This window comes from Cognaticolwellia mytili (assembly GCF_002104475.1).
GTDB classification, from domain to species: domain Bacteria; phylum Pseudomonadota; class Gammaproteobacteria; order Enterobacterales; family Alteromonadaceae; genus Cognaticolwellia; species Cognaticolwellia mytili.
In genome coordinates this window covers 309,961-327,307 of sequence record NZ_NBOF01000004.1, presented here as the reverse complement: position 1 = coordinate 327,307, position 17,347 = coordinate 309,961, and the positions used below count along the sequence as shown (strand labels likewise).

The window sequence follows — 17,347 nt, the reverse complement described above, 5'->3', positions numbered from 1 at the left end:
AAAGAAATTTGCAAAACCAAGAAACTCAATTAGATGACATTCAATGCCATGAATGCGCCTTAAGCATAAAACTGCCAAAACTAGCAGAAAATCAAAAAGCACAGTGCCCGCGCTGTGGCTTTACCTTAAGTGCAATTCATCGCAACGCAAATGAGAGAATAGTAGCCTTTGCCATTACCGCATTAATTTTCTTAATTGCATCTTTGCCCTTTGAGTTTTTGTCATTTAGTACTAATGGCTTAGAAAACAAATTCAATATCAGCGCCAGTTTTTTTATTCTGATAAACAATAACTATCAGTTATTAGCAATAATCGAATTTCTCACTATATTTGCCATTCCAACCATTATTCTTTTAACGGTTATTTACTTGTTAATTCCGATGAATAAAGGGCTATATCCAAAACATGGTCGTTCGCTACTTAATTTAGTATTTAAATTGCTGCCATGGAGCATGGTAGAGATATTTCTTATTGGCGCCTTGGTTAGCTTAATTAAAATAATTTCCATGGCAGATATTGAAATTGGCTTGTCATTTTATGCCTTTATTTTATTTTCTTTATCAATGACACTAGTCGCATTACACCTTGATAAAAATCAGCTTTACACATTACTCGCTAAAGTTGAAAAAGCACACAATATCGATATTGTTTTAAGTCAGCACCATGTTGCACAAGAAGATCCCAGCTCACATGCGCTGAGCGTACAAAAAACCTGGGCATTATTAATTACTGCTGTCGTTCTATATATACCGGCGAATACACTGCCGATAATGACGACACGGCTCTTTGGTCAAGATGACCCAAGCACAATCATTGGGGGGGTTATTTTATTGTGGAGTTTAGGCTCGTACCCCATTGCCATCATTATTTTTATTGCCAGTGTCATTGTTCCGGTAGCTAAAATACTGATTTTAGCTTGGCTAAATTATAGTGTTCAAAAACAAAGTGATAGCTTAAGCTTAGAAAGAGTTAAATGGTATAGATTAGCTGAATTTGTCGGACGTTGGTCAATGATCGATGTTTTTGTCGTTATTGTTTTAGCAAGTTTAATACAACTAGGCCCGACAATGAGTATTACTCCTGGCGCAGCCACCTTAGCTTTTTCTGGTGTGGTGATCGTAACTATGCTTGCTGCAATGAGCTTTGAACCAAAATTAATTTGGAAGAATACAAACAATTATGAATGATAAGCAAACATCAACTGCAACGGTAAAACCCATTAAAACCATATCAACAGTTTGGTTTATTCCCTTAATTGCGGTCTTTATTGGCTGTTGGATGCTATATTACCAATGGAGCAATGAAGGCGCTGAAATAACCATAAACTTTGCAACTGCCGAAGGTATGGAAGCAGGTAAAACTAAAATAAAATCACGCAATGTTGATATTGGCGAAGTCAGTAAGATTCAGCTTGATGAAAACGGCAGCGGTGTTATCGTCACCGCAAAAGTCAAAAAATCAGCAGAACGCTTTCTAGTTGATGACAGTATGTTTTGGGTAGTTTCACCACAAATATCTCATGCAGGAATTTCGGGACTTAGTACATTAATATCCGGTGTCTATATTGAAATATCTCCCGGTAAAAGTGATATTGAAACATATGAATATATCGCATTAAAATCCCCTCCAATTACGCCGGTTGGCACACCTGGTTTACATATAACGCTTAATAGTGATGACCAATTTGCCTACTCAAAAGGCGACCCCATTATTTATAAAGGCTTAACGGTTGGGCAATTTGAAGATATTTATTTCAACTTCGAAGAGCGCGTTGTTTACTACAATGCTTTTATAAAAGCGCCTTATCACCAGTTAATTACCAGCAACACTAAGTTTTGGGATGTTAGCGGTATAAGTTTAGATTTAAACGCCGATGGTATTTCAGTTAAAACTGGCAACTTTGAAACCATGTTAACCAATGGGGTGACTTTTGGCATCCCTGAAGGAATGGATGTCGGTGAAAAAATTGGTGAGCGCTCTTATTATGATATTTATGCAAACTATGAAGCGGCTGATGATGAAAGATATCGTAGCTCCATTGAATTTGTTGTACTTGTGAGTGACTCCATTCGAGGATTAACCGTTGGCGCTCCAGTCGAATATCGCGGAGTACAAATAGGTAAAGTACGTTCAACCAACCTCATTCTGTCTCGTGCTCAAGATAAACTAATAAAAGATGATTTTAAAATTCCGGTATTGATAAGCTTGCAGCCAGGAAGAGTTGGACTACCTGATAATGATGATGGCGCAAATTTAATGATGGAGCAGAATATCCACTGGATTAAACAAGGGCTAAAAGCTGTTTTACGCACAGGTAATATTTTAACCGGTAGTTTATTTGTTGACCTTCAACACCAAAAAGAACAACCAATTAGTGAACTCGCTAAATACGACGAGTACGCCATTATTCCTACTAGTTCTGATGATTTCGCACAAATCACAGCCAAAGCAGAACAGTTTATGGATAATTTAAACAGCCTTCCACTTGAGCATTTAGGCGAAAATGCCAATCAACTAATGCTAGAAGTCAGTCAAACAGCACTAGAATTACAAGGTGTGAGTAAAAGCTTGAACTCATTACTTAATCAAGTTGAGCAAGAACAAATTTCTAGTCAATTAACGACTACTTTAGCAGGCATAAATGCCTTAACAAGCGACCTATCATCAGGCTCAAAAGGCTACGAAGACTTGCGCGTTACTTTAAAAACACTAACCGCGACAATGAATGAGTTAAAACCATTACTGAATCAGCTAAAGCACAAGCCTAATAGTTTGATATTCAACGACGGTGAAACAATTGAACCAACACCAACAAAACGTAGTGGAGCACAACAATGAAAACAGCGTTAATCATCATGCTATTGTCTGTTATGACAATTACGGCTTGTAGCTCAAATAACACACCAAAAACTCAGTACTATTTACTAAATAGCCCAACGAAAGCCATATCAGTTGAGCCGGCTACGGTAAAATCAGCTGATGAAAAAAAATCGACGCTATCGATAACATTATTGGAGTTACCTAATTATTTAGCGCAGCCTAATTTAGTACTACAGTTGTCTAACCATCAACTACATTACTCAAACTTTCATATGTGGGCAGAGCCTTTAAACCTGGGATTAGCACAAGCCTTGACACATGATTTAAACACAATAAATAGCCGCTATAACGTTTCTGTCACACCAGAAGTAAGCTCTGCAACACCAGCCGACGTTGTGATTAAAATAACAGCATTTCAAGCCACGCACCAATCACAAGTAATATTGGTCGGGAACTATACCTTAAAACCTTCAGTTCTAAGGTTTAAAAACACAGCAAAGAGCCAAGAAAATCATTTTAAGTTCGCCATTGAACTCAACGATGATGGCTATCCTCACGCCGTTAAAAAAATGCGTGAAGTCGTTTTGCATTTAGCACAAAAGATATCAAAAAACATAGAAAGTAATCAATGAGTATACGGGGGTAAAAATGACGCCAGCCATTGCACAATTAAATAAGTTATCTCTACCTTTTCAATTGCACCAATACCAGCATGATGCAAATTGTAAGTCATTTGGACTTGAGGCAGTTGAAAAGCTTAATGTTGCCGAAGAATGCGTATTTAAAACCTTAGTTGTAGATGTAGACAACTCCTATCTTGCCGTTGCAATTATTCCTGTTGCCCTCTCTCTTAGTTTAAAAAAAGTAGCCAAAGCCCTTAGTGCTAAAAAAGTAAAAATGGCCGATGCTAATAAAGTACAAAGCTCGACCGGGTATGTGCTCGGTGGTGTTAGCCCAATAGGTCAGAAAAAGACCTTAAAAACCTTACTAGATAGCAGTGCAAAGACATTGAAAACATTCTACATTAGTGGTGGTAAGCGTGGCCTAGAAATAGAGCTATCTCCTGAGCACCTTGCACTCTCTCTACAGGCTGACTATGCTGAAATAACAAATAAATCGTAAGCAACAGTTTATAGTCATTAGCTTTGTTAATAACGGCTAAGATAAGATTTTTATGTTAAAAAAATTTATTGTTCTTGTTTTTTTAATCTTTATCTCAAATAACAGCTATAGCCAACAAATAGTAAAAGTTGTTGTTGGACTATCAAAACCTCCCTATGTCATAAAGGAAAGTATGTCGGGCTTTGAATTAGAGCTTATTGAGCAATTATTTAAAATATCAGGAAAAACAGTAGAGTTTATTTTTGCACCTTATGGTCGTTCTGAAAAAATGCTGGAATTAGACGACATCAATGCAATAATGACGGTAAATGAACAAATCTTTCCAAATAACACTTTACTTAGTAGCAATTATATTAATTATCAGAACGTCGCAATTAGCTTAGAGATAAATAACATTCTACTGCCAACTATTGCCGATTTAGCCAATTATTCAATTGCCTCTTTTCAACTAGCTCACAAAGTTTTAGGGCAAGAGTTTGCCAATGCCGTAGCGAGCAGTCCTGTATTCACTCAAGTTTCTGATCAAGAGAAACAACTCGAATTATTACTATTAGGTCGTATAGATGTTCTGGTGATGGACATTAAAATTTTTCTCTATTACTTAAATAAACTTAAAATTTCACCCGAAAAATCAAAAATTAAATTTCATCATATTTTTCCTATTAGCCCTTATAAAGTTGCCTTTAAAAAACAGGCTGATGTAATTGAATTTAACCAAGCACTTACTGAGTTTAAACGTTCTGTAAATTATCGAGAGTTAATAAAAAAGTATAATTTCAACTAAACTTAGTTCTGATTTGGTAACAAAATAACTTTACCATCACTCTTGTTTTTCGCGTAATGATCAAGTGCTTGAGAAAAATCATCAAAGCCAACACTAGCATAAATGTCTGTTTTGAATATTCCTTGCGCAAATAGTTTCTGCACTTTTGAGCTTAATGCCAATACTTTTAATGGCGATGCATCACCAATATATTTGGCTAACCAAAACCCCTCAATGCGAATATCTCTAAAGATCAAATCAGCAACACTGAATAGGCCGCCAAAGGGATCAAATGTTTCAGTTAAACGCCCATACACTATTGCCGTTGAACTATTCGGCATTGCCTTTAACAACATAGGCGTATCTTTTGCTGCCACGGCATCGACTAACACAGTCGCGTTAAATGTTTTAGCCTGTTGCTTTAAGCTTTCAACAAATGTTTCCTTCGAGGTTAAAAGCACGGAAGTAGCACCCAGTTTCTCCAATGCGGTTACATTAGTTTCACTGCGTACTGTCGCAATCGTTTTTAGGCCTTTGAGTTTTGCATAACGAATTACCCCCTTACCCACTTGGCTCGCTGCCGCATTAATCACAATCGCTTTAGCACCCAACTCAATCGCACGTTCGACCAAGCATACTGATGTGCAGGGATTGACAATAATAGTTGCAGCTTGTTCATCACTTAACTCTTTGCGCACAGGTAAACAAAAATTTGCTTTGGTAATAGCATATTCGGCCCAAACACCATCGCTGCCAGGTTGTGCTGATAATGCTACGCGTTTGCCTTTTAACCATGCACCATAAAGCCCAGCATTCGCCTCAACAACAACACCACAACCTTCAAATCCGACAAATGCCCCATTGTTCGGCGCTAAGCCATATTTACCTAATAAGTAGACAAGATCAGATGGGTTTACAGGTGCAGCCAACATTTTCACTAACACTTGCCCTTTACGTAATTTTGGCAGCGATTTTTCTGTTAGTTTAATCCGTTGTGATGATGTTAATTCATTATCATCACTCAGCTTTAATGCGAAACCTTTTACTACTTCCATGGCCAATTCAGACAAACTAAGCTCCTGTTTTTATTATTTATCATCTCAATACAACACAATATAGCGAAGAACATAGCAATGAGAAATAGCTAATTCATAAACTAACTTTATTATCAGGTTACCGTTAACTATATAACTCTGATAAAGTTATAATCAATTACTTTAATCACGCTTTACAATGTGAAAGTAGAGACATAAATATCAGCATAATATTTCATTAAATAACTAAAAGCATTACCTGGAGATAACCTCAGACCATATAGCATTGTATATATTTTAATTTTAGAAACAGATCGCCAACAAAAATGCGGCACACTACCTTGCTATCAGTAACCACATACAATATTTTGTATATAAGTACAATTTAACTTGTATTCAACAAGAATAAGTTAAATCCCTATTTAAAAGTACACTTTGCCAGGTGTACTTAACAATCTAGGAGCTAAAAACATATGCATCTCATCACTAGTTTTGGTCAAATTAGATTTATTTCTTCAAGGCTTGCAGAAGTCATTATCAATCAAGGTGTTGAAGTATCTATTGAATTGGTTGAAGAGTACGACGCGATCATAAAAAAGCACTTTCACGAGCCTTACGCCGTTTTAGTTAACCGAATCAATAGCTATAGCTACACTTACGAAGCACTGCTTTGTGTTGGCTCTACTCAAAACTTAAAAGCCGCAGCAATTATTAATTACGCTGCAGTCACTGCACAGCAGGCTAAAGGCTTACAATCAGTTCACCAGGTAGATAAACTAATTATTAGGGAGTTTTCAGGGTTAGAGCTAGGCCGTGAGAGTGCTATTGAGTGGCTTGAAGCACAATTACACAATACTATTATCGAGCCTAGTTGAGGGAAAAAGCGCGATGATTAAATAGTCATCGCGCTTAATGTAAGTACCCGTTCAACAACAAATAAAGTTAGCTAATTAAGGCTACTCAAATTTCGCTATTAAACCGCTTCTATACCAACTGATACCACTTTATATTCTGGGCACTTGGTATGCTTATCAGTAACATCACCAGTAACACGGTTGATCATCAACTCAGGAAAGTGAAAAGTGGTAAACAAAATACCTTGATTCACTTTGTCACTTATCTGCGCTTTTAGCACAATTTCACCACGCGCTGAAAATAAGCGTACTTGGCTATCATTGGTGATATTTTTCTCTTGAGCGTCAATATGGTTAACCAACAACACATCTTCGTTAACAATATCACCATTGCCAGTACGACGAGTCATAGTGCCACAATTGTAATGCTCTAAGTTTCGGCTAGTGGTCAGAATATAAGGAAATGCTGCACCATTTTTTTCAATTTCAACACTTTCTTCAAAAGGATAAAAATGAAAACGTCCTAAGCCACGCTTGAATGATTCAAGATGCAATATTTGCGTATCTTTACCATTTTTCGCAACTGGCCATTGTAAACCGTTCTCACCTAAATTATCCCAGGTTATACCAGCAAAAAATGGCACCACTTGTGCTATCTCCTCTAGCATAGTATCTGCTTGATAATCAGCCTGTTGATAGCCTAAAGCATTCATCATTTCGACAATAATTTGTCCATCAGTTTTGCAACCAACTTTTGGCGTTACTGCAGCATTTACTTTTTGTACACGGCGTTCGCCATTGGTAAAGGTGCCGCTTTTTTCTAAAAATGAAGTGCCTGGTAAGACAACATCTGCCATTTTTGCCGTTTCGGATAAAAAGATTTCTTGTACAATTAATAGCTCAAGGTTTGAAAGACTAGCAACAACATGCTGCTGATTTGGATCGGTTTGCACCACGTCTTCACCTAAAATCCATAAGGCTTTTAAATCTCCCGCCAAGGCAGCATTAAACATTTCAGGAATTTTATACCCCACCTCTTTTGGCATTTCGGCTTTGTAATGTTCTTGGTAATATCGATGATTCTCATCAGTATCAACCGGGAAGTACCCCGCGCCTTGATGTGGCTGACAACCCATGTCAGCGGCACCTTGAACATTGTTCTGGCCACGTAATGGGTTCATACCAACACCACTGCGCCCTATATTACCTGTTAACATGGTTAAGTCGGCAATACACATAATAGCTCGGCTACCTTGTGAATGCTCAGTCACCCCCAAACCATGAAAGCTCATGGCATTGTTGGCTTTTGCATAGGCCATTGCCGCATCTCGCACTAAGGCTTTATCAACTCCTGAAATATCAGCAAGTTGGTCAATATTTAGCGCCATAATCGCATCATGATAACTTTGATACTCTTCAGTGCGGTTATCAACAAAGCTCATATCCACCAAGCCTTCATCAATAATGTAATAAGCCATCATATTGAGCACAGCAACGTTAGTACCCGGGCGTAATTGAATATGCCATTGAGCGTATCGAGCCAGTTCCGTTTCCACCGGATCAATAACAATTAATGGCGTACCTTTCATAACCTTTTGCTTGATTTTAGCGCCCGTTACCGGATGTGCTGCGGTTGGGTTCGCGCCAATAAGCATAATAAACTCAGTATGCTTAATATCATCAATTGAGTTGGTTGCCGCACCGGTACCAAAACTTTTTTGCATGCCGTAAGCCGTGGGTGAATGACAAACCCGCGCACAGCAATCAATATTGTTAGTGCCTAGCACTACACGGATCATTTTCTGTAATAAGTAGTTTTCTTCATTAGTACAACGCGCTGAAGAAATACCAGCAATCGCATCACTGCCATGCTGATTTTTAATCGAGAGTAAACGCTCGGCTAAGTACTCAAATGCTCGCGCCCAAGATACGGGCGTTAGTTCATCATTAATGCGAATTAACGGTGTCGTTAAACGGTCAGGATGATTATAAAAGCGCCATGCATATCGTCCTTTCAAACACGTATGGCCAGCATTTACTGCCGCATCTTTTGGCGCTTCTATCGATAGTATTTTGTTATCTTTTACCGAAACTTCTAAGTTACAACCCACGCCACAGTATGAACATATGGTGCGAATTTTTTCGGCATCGGCCATGCGGTTGGCGCGAAATACATCACTTATTGCCCCGGTAGGACAAGTTTGTGCACAAGCACCACATGAAACACAGTCAGAGTCATCAAAACTCACGTCTTGACCTTTTATAATACGGCTATCAAAACCACGTCCAACAGCAGATAATACCTGCTCACCTTGAATTTCGTCGCAAGCTCGCACACAGCGATTACAGTCAATACATAGCGATAAGTCCATACGCATATAGGGATGAGCGTCGTCTTTACTCACTTCCGGTAAGGTATCTCGACTCTGTTTTCCTCGACTTTCTGCGTTGCCAAAGCGTATTTCTCTTACACCGGTGGCAACGGCGACGTCTTGTAACTCACAGTAATTATTTGATGGACATTCTTCACAATTATCAGGGTGATCGCTGAGCACTAATTCAACAATATTTTTACGTAGTTTTTCTACTCGCGTTGAGTTAGTAAAAATATGCATACCGTCTGCAATTGGCGTATGACACGATGCCATCACTTTTCGCGGGCCATCGGCAGATAAAGCAATATCAACTGAACACACACGGCAGCTACCATAGGCATCAAGGCGATTGTCATCGCATAAGGTTGGTATATCATATTGCTTGTTTTGCTCTAATCGACGGCTAAAATCTAACACCGATTCATCAGCAATAATGTTGTGGGCAACACCATTTAAAAAAGCAACTTTGTTGGTCATCATATCAGCGGTTAAATTAGACATTAGCTTGCTCCGATGTTGATTGTTCTGACTCAGGCTTTTTTGCAGCAATAAATGGTTTCAATTCATCAGCAAAATACTGCAAGATATTTTGAATGGGTAAAGGGACACCGCCCCCTAGTGCGCATAGTGAGCCTAGTTGCATGGTTTCTAACAAGTCATCAAGCAACTCTCGGTTCAATAACTGTTTACCATCAATGGCATCTTGCACCATTTCTTGACCTCGTACTGAGCCCAATTTACACGGATAACATTTACCGCACGATTCTGCAGCAGTAAATTCAAATAAATGCTCAATATAGTCAATCATCGACAGCGGCTCAGGTAAGCCAATAACACTGGCATGGCCCAATAAAAAGCCACTTTCGGCAAACGATTCAAAATCTAACGTTAACTTTTCTAGTGCTGAAATTGGTACTACACCGCCTAATGGCCCACCAATATGCAAAGCTTTTAACGGCTTTGAGAAACCGCCAGCCATGGCAAATAAATCAAGCATTGGCATGCCCATCGCGACTTCATATATTCCCGGCTTAGCAAAACTACTGTCTAATGACACCAGTTTGCTCCCCGTTGATTTGCCGTTACCTAAAGCAAAGTACTGCTGCGCGCCTTCGCTAAGAATAAAGTTAATTGGTGCAAACGTTTCAACATTGTTCAATATGGTTGGACAACCAAACAAGCCGCTTTGGGTTGGAAATGGCGGTCTTACTGACACTAAAGGACGTTGTCCTTCAATTGAGCGCAATAAGGCAGTTTCTTCACCGCATATATAAGCACCGGCACCACGAATAATTTTAAAACTAAACTTGAAAGCCATACCTTTTAGTAAGCCTAAGGCTTCAAATTCAGCAATGGCCGCTTCAGTTGTTCGAATGGCTTGAGGATATTCATCACGAATATAAAGTACGCCAGTTTCAGCGCCGGATAAGTAACCTGCCATCAACATACCGAACAATACAGCATGCGGACGTTGCTCTAATAGGTATCGGTCGCTATAAGCACCAGCGTCACCTTCATCAGCATTACAAACGATGTATTTTTCATCGCCAACCACATCACGACATGAACGCCATTTAAAGCCCGTTGGAAAACCTGCGCCGCCACGGCCACGTAAGCCAGAGTCTGTTATTTGTTGTAACAACTCATCAACCGTAAACTGTGCAATTGCGTTTGAAAACACTTGATAGTACTGCGCAACATCGTTAATTTCGGCGGTTAATATCGGTTGTGCTAAATTCGATTCAACATAGTAGTGCTCTGACGATTTAGCATTGTCCGCGTTAATAATTTCAGCAAGATTTTCAATATCATTACCGGAATAATTTTCTTTATTTATTTGAAAGGCACTATTTTGCGCACAGCGCCCTAAACAGGTGACGTGACCAATGTCATCAGCAGCAAAGTGCTGCGTTAATTTTGCTTTTACATTGTGCTGAGTATCAGCGCATAAACAGGAAGAGCCATTACAAACGTAAGCTTTTTTATTGGCGTTATCACCATCAATAAAATCATAAAAACTAGCCGCACCATGCACAACCGCTTCACCGATAAGCAACTCTTTAGCTAATGCTTTGCGTTGTGCTTTTGACTTGGAGTCTTCGCCAATAGCAAGTTCTTGAAATAATGTCTGATCAATACCTTGGCGTTTCGCCAGTGCCGTTAAATTTTTTGACATGTTTCCTCCAATGGCAATAATCGCCAATCACCATGGTATAAATTAAATCCGCTTTTTGTCGTAAAGCCAATTAAGGTTAAATTGAATCGTTTCGCTGCATGTATTGCTAAATCAGACGGAGCACCAACCGCAATAAGTACGGCAACTCCGGCCATTACCGTTTTTTGCACTATTTCAAAGCTTATGCGCCCACTCACAGCAACGCAATATTGTGCCTGGCTAATATTGCCAACTATTAAACTATTACCTAAAAGTTTATCAAGGGCGTTATGTCGGCCAATATCTTCTTTAACATCAATAATATTGCCAGTAGCATCAAATAATGCTGCGGCATGTGAACCACCGGTTTGAACAAACTGTGCTTGCGCAGCGCGCATAATATCAGGCATTGCGCAAATGACGCTAAATGCTAGCCAATGTTTATCTTGGCTCAACACTGGTGGACTTTTCATTTCCAACGACTTTAATGAAGTCGTTCCACATAAACCACAACTGCTATAAGTGACTTGAAAACGCTCAAGCGATTTAATATCAGGAATAACACCGGTATTAAGCTTCACTTCCCACTGATTATTGTCTTCAGGTTGGCTTGATGAATTCGAGCCTTGCCCTTGCAAGTGTTCTAGCTCTTCATCATCTAACCCTGTTTCCGAGCGAATACTTTCTAGCTCTGAAAACTGTTTAATAATACCTTCTGATAATAAAAGCCCGACAATTAACGCTTTGTCGTCACCTGGCGTGCGCATGGTAATCGAAAATATTTGGCTTTCGCATTTACTGCTTTCGCTTACTTGCCAGCTTAAACGTATTTGCAATGGCTGCTCAGCAATGACCTGATCATATTGCAATTTTCGTCCATGAGCTTGGTAACGAAACTTCGCTAGCTCAGTGATTGCAGGGTCTTTCAACTCAGCTCTAGGTACTGATACTTTACTACTCATAAATGGCTATAAACTACTAACAAAAATAAAAATCTCATTTAATAATACCGCTTAACTATCAACGTGGAAAGCAGACGCTACTGTTAGTGACATTATTAAAACAACAAAACGTATAGCTTTTGTTGCAAATCAACTAATGCTCGGTAAATTAAGGTTAGATTAACTTTTCTAACGCAAATAACTAATACCATAATCAGACAAAAACTAAACAAGAATTAGGAATGCATATGGCCACCGATGTAGAAATAGCACAGCAGTTCACTCCACGTCCAATTTCAGAAATTAGTACTGCACTTAATATATCACCTGAAGATTTAAACCCTTATGGGCGTGATATTGCAAAAGTTGATGTTAATGCTTTAAAGAAACCTCAAGGTAAGCAAGGTCGACTTATCCTAGTATCGGCGACAACACCAACACCATCAGGTGAAGGGAAAACCACCACAACTATTGGTTTAGGGCAAGCATTCACCCAGTTAAATGAATCGGTATGTTTAGCCTTACGCGAGCCTTCTTTAGGCCCATGCTTAGGAATGAAAGGTGGTGCTACCGGCGGCGGCTATAGCCAAATAATGCCGGGCGATCGTATAAACTTACACTTTACTGGCGATTTTCACGCCATTACTAGCGCCAACAACTTACTATCAGCGGCTATCGACAATCATATTTATCAAGGCAATATTCTGCACATTGACCCACGACAAATCGTCTGGCGTCGCGTGATGGATATGAACGATCGTAGTTTACGAAAAATAGTCTTAGGTTTAGGCGGAAAAATGCAGGGTATACCACGTGAAGGTGGCTTTGATATAACCGCTGCCTCTGAAGTAATGGCCATGCTTTGTTTAGCAAATGACGCAAAAGATTTAAAAGAACGATTAGACCGAACACTTATCGGCTATACCTACGACGGTGAGCCAGTAGTCGCTAAACAACTTGAAATTACGGGCGCGATGATGGCGCTATTACGTGACGCTTTACAACCTAACTTAGTGCAAAGTTTTGAAGGCACACCAGCTTTTGTTCATGGTGGTCCATTTGCCAATATCGCTCATGGTTGTAATAGTGTTATCGCCACTAAAATGGCGATGCACCATGCGGATTGGGCGATTACCGAGGCAGGTTTTGGTTTTGATTTAGGCGCCGAAAAATTCTTTGATATTAAATGCCGCATTGCCGACTTAGACCCTGATGTTGTGGTCTTAGTAACAACCGTACGCGCGTTAAAAATGCATGGTGGGAAAGACAAAAACAATTTAGTTGAAGAGGATATTACCGCTGTTCAACGAGGTTTGGAAAACTTAGATAAACATATCGAAAGTGTTGCACTTTTTAATAAACATGCAGTAGTTGCATTAAATCGCTTTGCGACCGACACCGACGACGAAGTTGGTATTATTCGTAACCGTTGCATTGAATTAGGCGTTTCATTTGCTGAGACTCGCCATCACGCAGAAGGCGGTAAAGGTGCGATTGATTTAGCAAAAATGGTGATGTCTGCGGTCGATAAAAGTAAACCTTTTATTCCGTTATATCAATTAGACGAACCGGTTTTAGAAAAAGTGCGATTAGTTAGCCGAGCTATGTACGGCGCTGACGATGTAGCCTTTTCAAAGCAAGCTGAAAAAGATTTAAAGCATGTTGAACAACTTGGCTTAACGCACTTGCCTATTTGTATTGCTAAAGCGCCGAGTTCGCTTTCTGATGACCCTTTATTACACGGTCGACCACGTGATTTTGAAGTTACCGTAAGCTCAATTCAAATTAACGCTGGTGCTGGATTTTTAGTAGTGTTGACGGGGAATATCATGCGTATGCCAGGGCTACCAAAACGCCCTGCAGCAAATGATGTGCAATTACTTGAAAACGGCGTCATTACCGGTGTTGAATAACCATGAATACAGCAGGAGTTGATGTAAATAGTTAAACATCAAAAATTGTGAATAAAACTAGGGTGAAGTTAATTTACGTTGCGTAATACTTCACCCTTTTTTTCATATATTTCTAGTTTATTTTGTAGAATTATTATTAGACAGTGAAAAGCTTTAGCTGCGTATTTTAGTCGCATAGTTTGATAATAATTTTGCTACCTGTGCTTTTGGTGTTTTAGCCAAACGCTTAATTAAACTAAACGGTATTTCCTCAATATCATGACGTTCGCGAATATCATCAAGTAACTTCAACCAAAGCTTAGCAGTCATCTGTGCATCAAATAACGCTCTATGAAAGCTGCCATCAGCAGCAATGTTTTTGTAATTAATCAAGGTGCCCAACTTGTGATTTGGCGCATCTTGATAAATACGGCGTGACACTAATAGCGAACAGGTAAATTCACCGAGCACTTCTCGATCAATACGAGCCAATTCTGCGTTTAAAAAGCGACTATCAAATGATGCATTATGAGCAAGCAAGTTACTATCGCCAATAAAATCGGCAAACTCCGCCATAACTTTTGCACAAGATGGCGCAGGCGCTAACATACGATTAGTAATGCCAGTATAGTTTTCAATAAAACTGTTAATGCGACGGCCTGGATTCATCAAGGCTTGAAACTTATCAACTTCAATACCGTTTTCTAATTTCACCGCCCCTATTTCAATGGCTCGGTCTCCTTGGTCTGGAGATAACCCCGTAGTTTCAAAATCGAGTACGACTATCGAGCTAGCTAACACTAACGCTTCCTTTTCAATAACTTTAATAAATACGATTGAATTATCGCATAGTTTATTTTCAAGCTCATTAATAACAAGACACTCTTATTAGAAAATTATAGGAAGATTAGCTCTGTCTATCTTTTAGGGCTAAGAACTGTTCTATTTAAAAGTATTTTAAGAGTGCTTAACAGCTGATTTTTTTGTTACTTATAGTGTGCTGAAAACTCGATTAACTCTTCAGTTGGCAAAGGTTTGCTAAAGTAAAAACCTTGAACATGATCACACATTAGTTCTTTCAATAGTTTCATTTGTTCTCGTTTCTCGACTCCTTCCGCAACAACAGTTAGCCCCAAACTATGCGCCATTGCAATGGTAGCTTTAACAAGGTCATAATCAGCCTTATTTAATGTTATGCCATTAATAAAACTTCGATCAATTTTCAATACATTAAAGTCATATTGCCTCAAATAGCTCAACGATGAATATCCTGTGCCAAAATCATCCATTGATAACTTTATTCCTAAACGGTGGATTTCTGTTAACACATCTTCAATATATGATTGCCCAGTCATTAATACACCTTCAGTTATTTCAAGCTCCAAGCTTTTCGCACTAATATTTTCCTGAGTAAGGAATTTTTTAATAAAGCTAAGAAGATCGACATCTCTAAATTGACGTGGGGACAAGTTAATCGCCATTGTATACTTTCGTTGATCAATATTTTGCCATCTATTTAAAAACTTAAGTGCTTGCATAATGACATATCGTCCAATAGGTACAATTAACCCAGTATTTTCAGCAATTGGAATAAATTCATTTGGTGTTATATGACCTAACATCGGGTTATGCCAACGAAGCAAGGCTTCTGCACCAATAATCCTTTCATTATTGGCATCAAATTGAGGCTGATAATAGACATCAAATTCATCATGTTCTATAGCACTACGCATTTGTTCTTCAATTTCAAAACGACGTATCATCGTTATGTTCATTTCTTTGGTGAAAAACGAATATGCATTCCGCCCAAGCGCTTTTGCTTGATACATTGCCGTATCTGCATTGCGTAATAAATCAGAAGCACAGCGACCATTTTCAGGCGATATAGCAATACCAATACTCAATGTCAGGATTAATTCTCGTCCATCTATTTCAAAAGGCTTTCTGAAAGTGGTAAGTAAGTTTTCAGCAATAACTAATGCATTATGATCATCAGCTATACTGCGTAGCAATACAATAAATTCATCACCACCTAGGCGCCCTACAGTATCTTCTTGACGTACAACTTTATTTAACCGATGAGCTGACTCTATTAGCAACTTATCACCTACTTCGTGACCTAATGAATCATTAACTTTTTTGAAATCATCTAAGTCGAGAAAAAGTACAGCTGTTTTATCATTTTTCCTTTGAGCTTCATTAAGCATCTGGGACAAACGATCCAGCGCCAAAAAACGATTAGGTAATGAGGTTAACGTATCAAAATAAGCCTGCTGTCGTATAATTTCAGCTGACTTATGTTGCTCAGTAATATCTCTAACAATAGTTATCACTTGATTATGTTCAGGTAAGTGCCTAATTCTGGCTTCAAAATAAGCCGCACCGTGCGGTAGAGTTAATTCGTATTCAAAACTTGAAAATTCTTCTGTTTGTAATGCCTTTTCAATATGAATTCGGAATTTTTTCGCAACTTCGCTTGGTAATATATCGCCCATAAGTTTGCCAATAAACTGCTCTGGCGAAATAAAAAGATTATTCTTATTACCCGCATGATAATCAACGATAGTGCCATCTTCTTTCATCAAAAAAAACAAGTCTGGAATTGCTTCAAATACGGCCTCAAGCATGTTTTCCTTCAATATAACTTGGTTTTGGGCATATCTCACATCGGTTAAATCAATATCAATACAATACATTTGTTGTCGATTATATTGATTGGTAAACATGACATGGCTTGAAAAAACATTAACTTCATGACCATTTTTATGCCGTAAAGTCACTTCTGATGCTGGAATTTCTATCCCCTGATTTATCCAATCACTATGTGCAGCAACCACCAAATCACACATGGGTTCAGGAATAATAAGCTCTTCTAATTTTTTTCCCAACGCCTCTTTTTTAGAGTAGCCATATAGTAATTCACTACCGACATTCCAATAAATAACCCTACGCTTTTCATCGTACCCTTGCACAGAAATAGCATCCACCGCATCAAATAATTGATGAAGAGGATCATTAATAATATATTGATGAATTAATGCATCACTCATTTGGGATGATTTCATTGTCTATAAAAGCCAAAATAACATTACATAACATTATATTAGTCCTAAATAATTAAACTTGCTTTTCTGAATCAAATTTACATGAGGATAAGTCGCTACTATTTTTTTAGAATGAATGCCTTCACAAGTCAGGTTTTTGCTAGCTAAAAAAAGCCCTCGCCTCTACGATACCTCAAAAGCATTTTCGCAAAAGCCATCAATTACAATATAAAGGCTTTTAATATTGTCATTGATACAAGTAAATAAAAATTGAGTTATTCAATTCAGCTGTCGACTATTTAACTTTTTACGTTATACTGCCGCGCTAAAATTAAGTATTTAATTAG

13 protein-coding genes are annotated in these 17,347 nt (G+C 38.6%); 7 read left to right on the top strand and 6 right to left on the bottom strand.

The window, feature by feature from the left end:
* Window positions 1-8: 8 nt before the first annotated feature.
* Genes B7C41_RS15005 through B7C41_RS14985 form a run of 5 tightly spaced genes read left to right on the top strand, consistent with a single transcriptional unit; the run spans window position 9 to window position 4,726 of the window.
* Window positions 9-1,187 carry a paraquat-inducible protein A gene (locus B7C41_RS15005; RefSeq protein WP_169712443.1) on the top strand — a complete coding sequence of 393 codons (1,179 nt, stop codon included), beginning with the start codon at window positions 9-11 and terminating at the stop codon, window positions 1,185-1,187.
* Entirely contained in the window at window positions 1,180-2,838 is a 1,659-nt protein-coding gene (gene pqiB / locus B7C41_RS15000; protein WP_085299759.1) for an intermembrane transport protein PqiB, read from the top strand. The genes B7C41_RS15005 and pqiB overlap by 8 nt, the downstream gene beginning before the upstream one ends.
* Window positions 2,835-3,452 carry a PqiC family protein gene (locus B7C41_RS14995; protein ID WP_085299758.1) on the top strand — a complete coding sequence of 206 codons (618 nt, stop codon included), beginning with the start codon at window positions 2,835-2,837 and terminating at the stop codon, window positions 3,450-3,452. The genes pqiB and B7C41_RS14995 overlap by 4 nt, the downstream gene beginning before the upstream one ends.
* A gap of 16 nt (window positions 3,453-3,468) precedes the next feature.
* A complete protein-coding gene (gene ybaK, locus B7C41_RS14990; protein ID WP_085299757.1) occupies window positions 3,469-3,942 on the top strand; it encodes a Cys-tRNA(Pro) deacylase in 474 nt (157 codons plus the stop codon).
* Between the two features lie 52 nt (window positions 3,943-3,994).
* Window positions 3,995-4,726, top strand: a complete 732-nt coding sequence (locus B7C41_RS14985) for a substrate-binding periplasmic protein (protein WP_085299756.1) — start codon at window positions 3,995-3,997, stop codon at window positions 4,724-4,726.
* A 2-nt stretch (window positions 4,727-4,728) separates the two neighbouring features.
* Here B7C41_RS14985 and B7C41_RS14980 read toward each other — a convergent pair whose 3' ends face one another.
* Window positions 4,729-5,775: a zinc-binding dehydrogenase gene (locus B7C41_RS14980; RefSeq protein ID WP_085299755.1), complete on the bottom strand. Its 1,047-nt coding sequence runs from the start codon at window positions 5,773-5,775 to the stop codon at window positions 4,729-4,731.
* 437 nt (window positions 5,776-6,212) lie between these two features.
* On the opposite strand from B7C41_RS14980, the gene B7C41_RS14975 reads away from it, so the two are divergent.
* Window positions 6,213-6,614 (top strand): hypothetical protein, encoded by a 402-nt coding sequence (locus tag B7C41_RS14975; RefSeq protein ID WP_085299754.1) that lies wholly within the window; start codon window positions 6,213-6,215, stop codon window positions 6,612-6,614.
* Between the two features lie 98 nt (window positions 6,615-6,712).
* On the opposite strand, the gene fdhF is transcribed toward B7C41_RS14975, so the two are convergent.
* The 3 genes from fdhF to fdhD are packed head-to-tail and all read right to left on the bottom strand — an operon-like array spanning window position 6,713 to window position 12,085.
* Entirely contained in the window at window positions 6,713-9,469 is a 2,757-nt protein-coding gene (gene fdhF / locus B7C41_RS14970) for a formate dehydrogenase subunit alpha (protein WP_211279540.1), read from the bottom strand.
* Window positions 9,462-11,144 (bottom strand): NADH-ubiquinone oxidoreductase-F iron-sulfur binding region domain-containing protein, encoded by a 1,683-nt coding sequence (locus B7C41_RS14965; RefSeq protein ID WP_085299753.1) that lies wholly within the window; start codon window positions 11,142-11,144, stop codon window positions 9,462-9,464. The genes fdhF and B7C41_RS14965 overlap by 8 nt, the downstream gene beginning before the upstream one ends.
* A complete protein-coding gene (gene fdhD / locus B7C41_RS14960) occupies window positions 11,129-12,085 on the bottom strand; it encodes a formate dehydrogenase accessory sulfurtransferase FdhD (RefSeq protein WP_085299752.1) in 957 nt (318 codons plus the stop codon). Before fdhD ends, B7C41_RS14965 begins: the two co-directional genes overlap by 16 nt.
* Window positions 12,086-12,312: 227 nt before the next feature.
* On the opposite strand from fdhD, the gene B7C41_RS14955 reads away from it, so the two are divergent.
* A complete protein-coding gene (locus tag B7C41_RS14955) occupies window positions 12,313-13,977 on the top strand; it encodes a formate--tetrahydrofolate ligase (RefSeq protein ID WP_211279539.1) in 1,665 nt (554 codons plus the stop codon).
* 153 nt (window positions 13,978-14,130) lie between these two features.
* On the opposite strand, the gene B7C41_RS14950 is transcribed toward B7C41_RS14955, so the two are convergent.
* Both B7C41_RS14950 and B7C41_RS14945 read right to left on the bottom strand, forming a co-directional pair.
* On the bottom strand, window positions 14,131-14,757 hold the full coding sequence (locus tag B7C41_RS14950) for a 3'-5' exonuclease (protein ID WP_085299750.1): 627 nt from the start codon (window positions 14,755-14,757) through the stop codon (window positions 14,131-14,133).
* Between the two features lie 185 nt (window positions 14,758-14,942).
* Window positions 14,943-17,021 carry a sensor domain-containing protein gene (locus tag B7C41_RS14945; RefSeq protein WP_085299749.1) on the bottom strand — a complete coding sequence of 693 codons (2,079 nt, stop codon included), beginning with the start codon at window positions 17,019-17,021 and terminating at the stop codon, window positions 14,943-14,945.
* Between the last annotated feature and the right edge of the window lie 326 nt (window positions 17,022-17,347).

What these genes read in the sequence shown, in the direction of transcription:
- B7C41_RS14955 (WP_211279539.1), top strand. Translation starts at nt 12,313, where the DNA reads ATGGCCACCGATGTAGAAATAGCACAGCAGTTCACTCCACGTCCAATT.
- fdhD (WP_085299752.1), bottom strand. Translation starts at nt 12,085, where the DNA reads ATGAGTAGTAAAGTATCAGTACCTAGAGCTGAGTTGAAAGACCCTGCA.
- B7C41_RS14995 (WP_085299758.1), top strand. Translation starts at nt 2,835, where the DNA reads ATGAAAACAGCGTTAATCATCATGCTATTGTCTGTTATGACAATTACG.
- B7C41_RS14945 (WP_085299749.1), bottom strand. Translation starts at nt 17,021, where the DNA reads ATGAAATCATCCCAAATGAGTGATGCATTAATTCATCAATATATTATT.
- B7C41_RS14975 (WP_085299754.1), top strand. Translation starts at nt 6,213, where the DNA reads ATGCATCTCATCACTAGTTTTGGTCAAATTAGATTTATTTCTTCAAGG.
- B7C41_RS14985 (WP_085299756.1), top strand. Translation starts at nt 3,995, where the DNA reads ATGTTAAAAAAATTTATTGTTCTTGTTTTTTTAATCTTTATCTCAAAT.
- fdhF (WP_211279540.1), bottom strand. Translation starts at nt 9,469, where the DNA reads ATGTCTAATTTAACCGCTGATATGATGACCAACAAAGTTGCTTTTTTA.
- pqiB (WP_085299759.1), top strand. Translation starts at nt 1,180, where the DNA reads ATGAATGATAAGCAAACATCAACTGCAACGGTAAAACCCATTAAAACC.
- ybaK (WP_085299757.1), top strand. Translation starts at nt 3,469, where the DNA reads ATGACGCCAGCCATTGCACAATTAAATAAGTTATCTCTACCTTTTCAA.
- B7C41_RS14965 (WP_085299753.1), bottom strand. Translation starts at nt 11,144, where the DNA reads ATGTCAAAAAATTTAACGGCACTGGCGAAACGCCAAGGTATTGATCAG.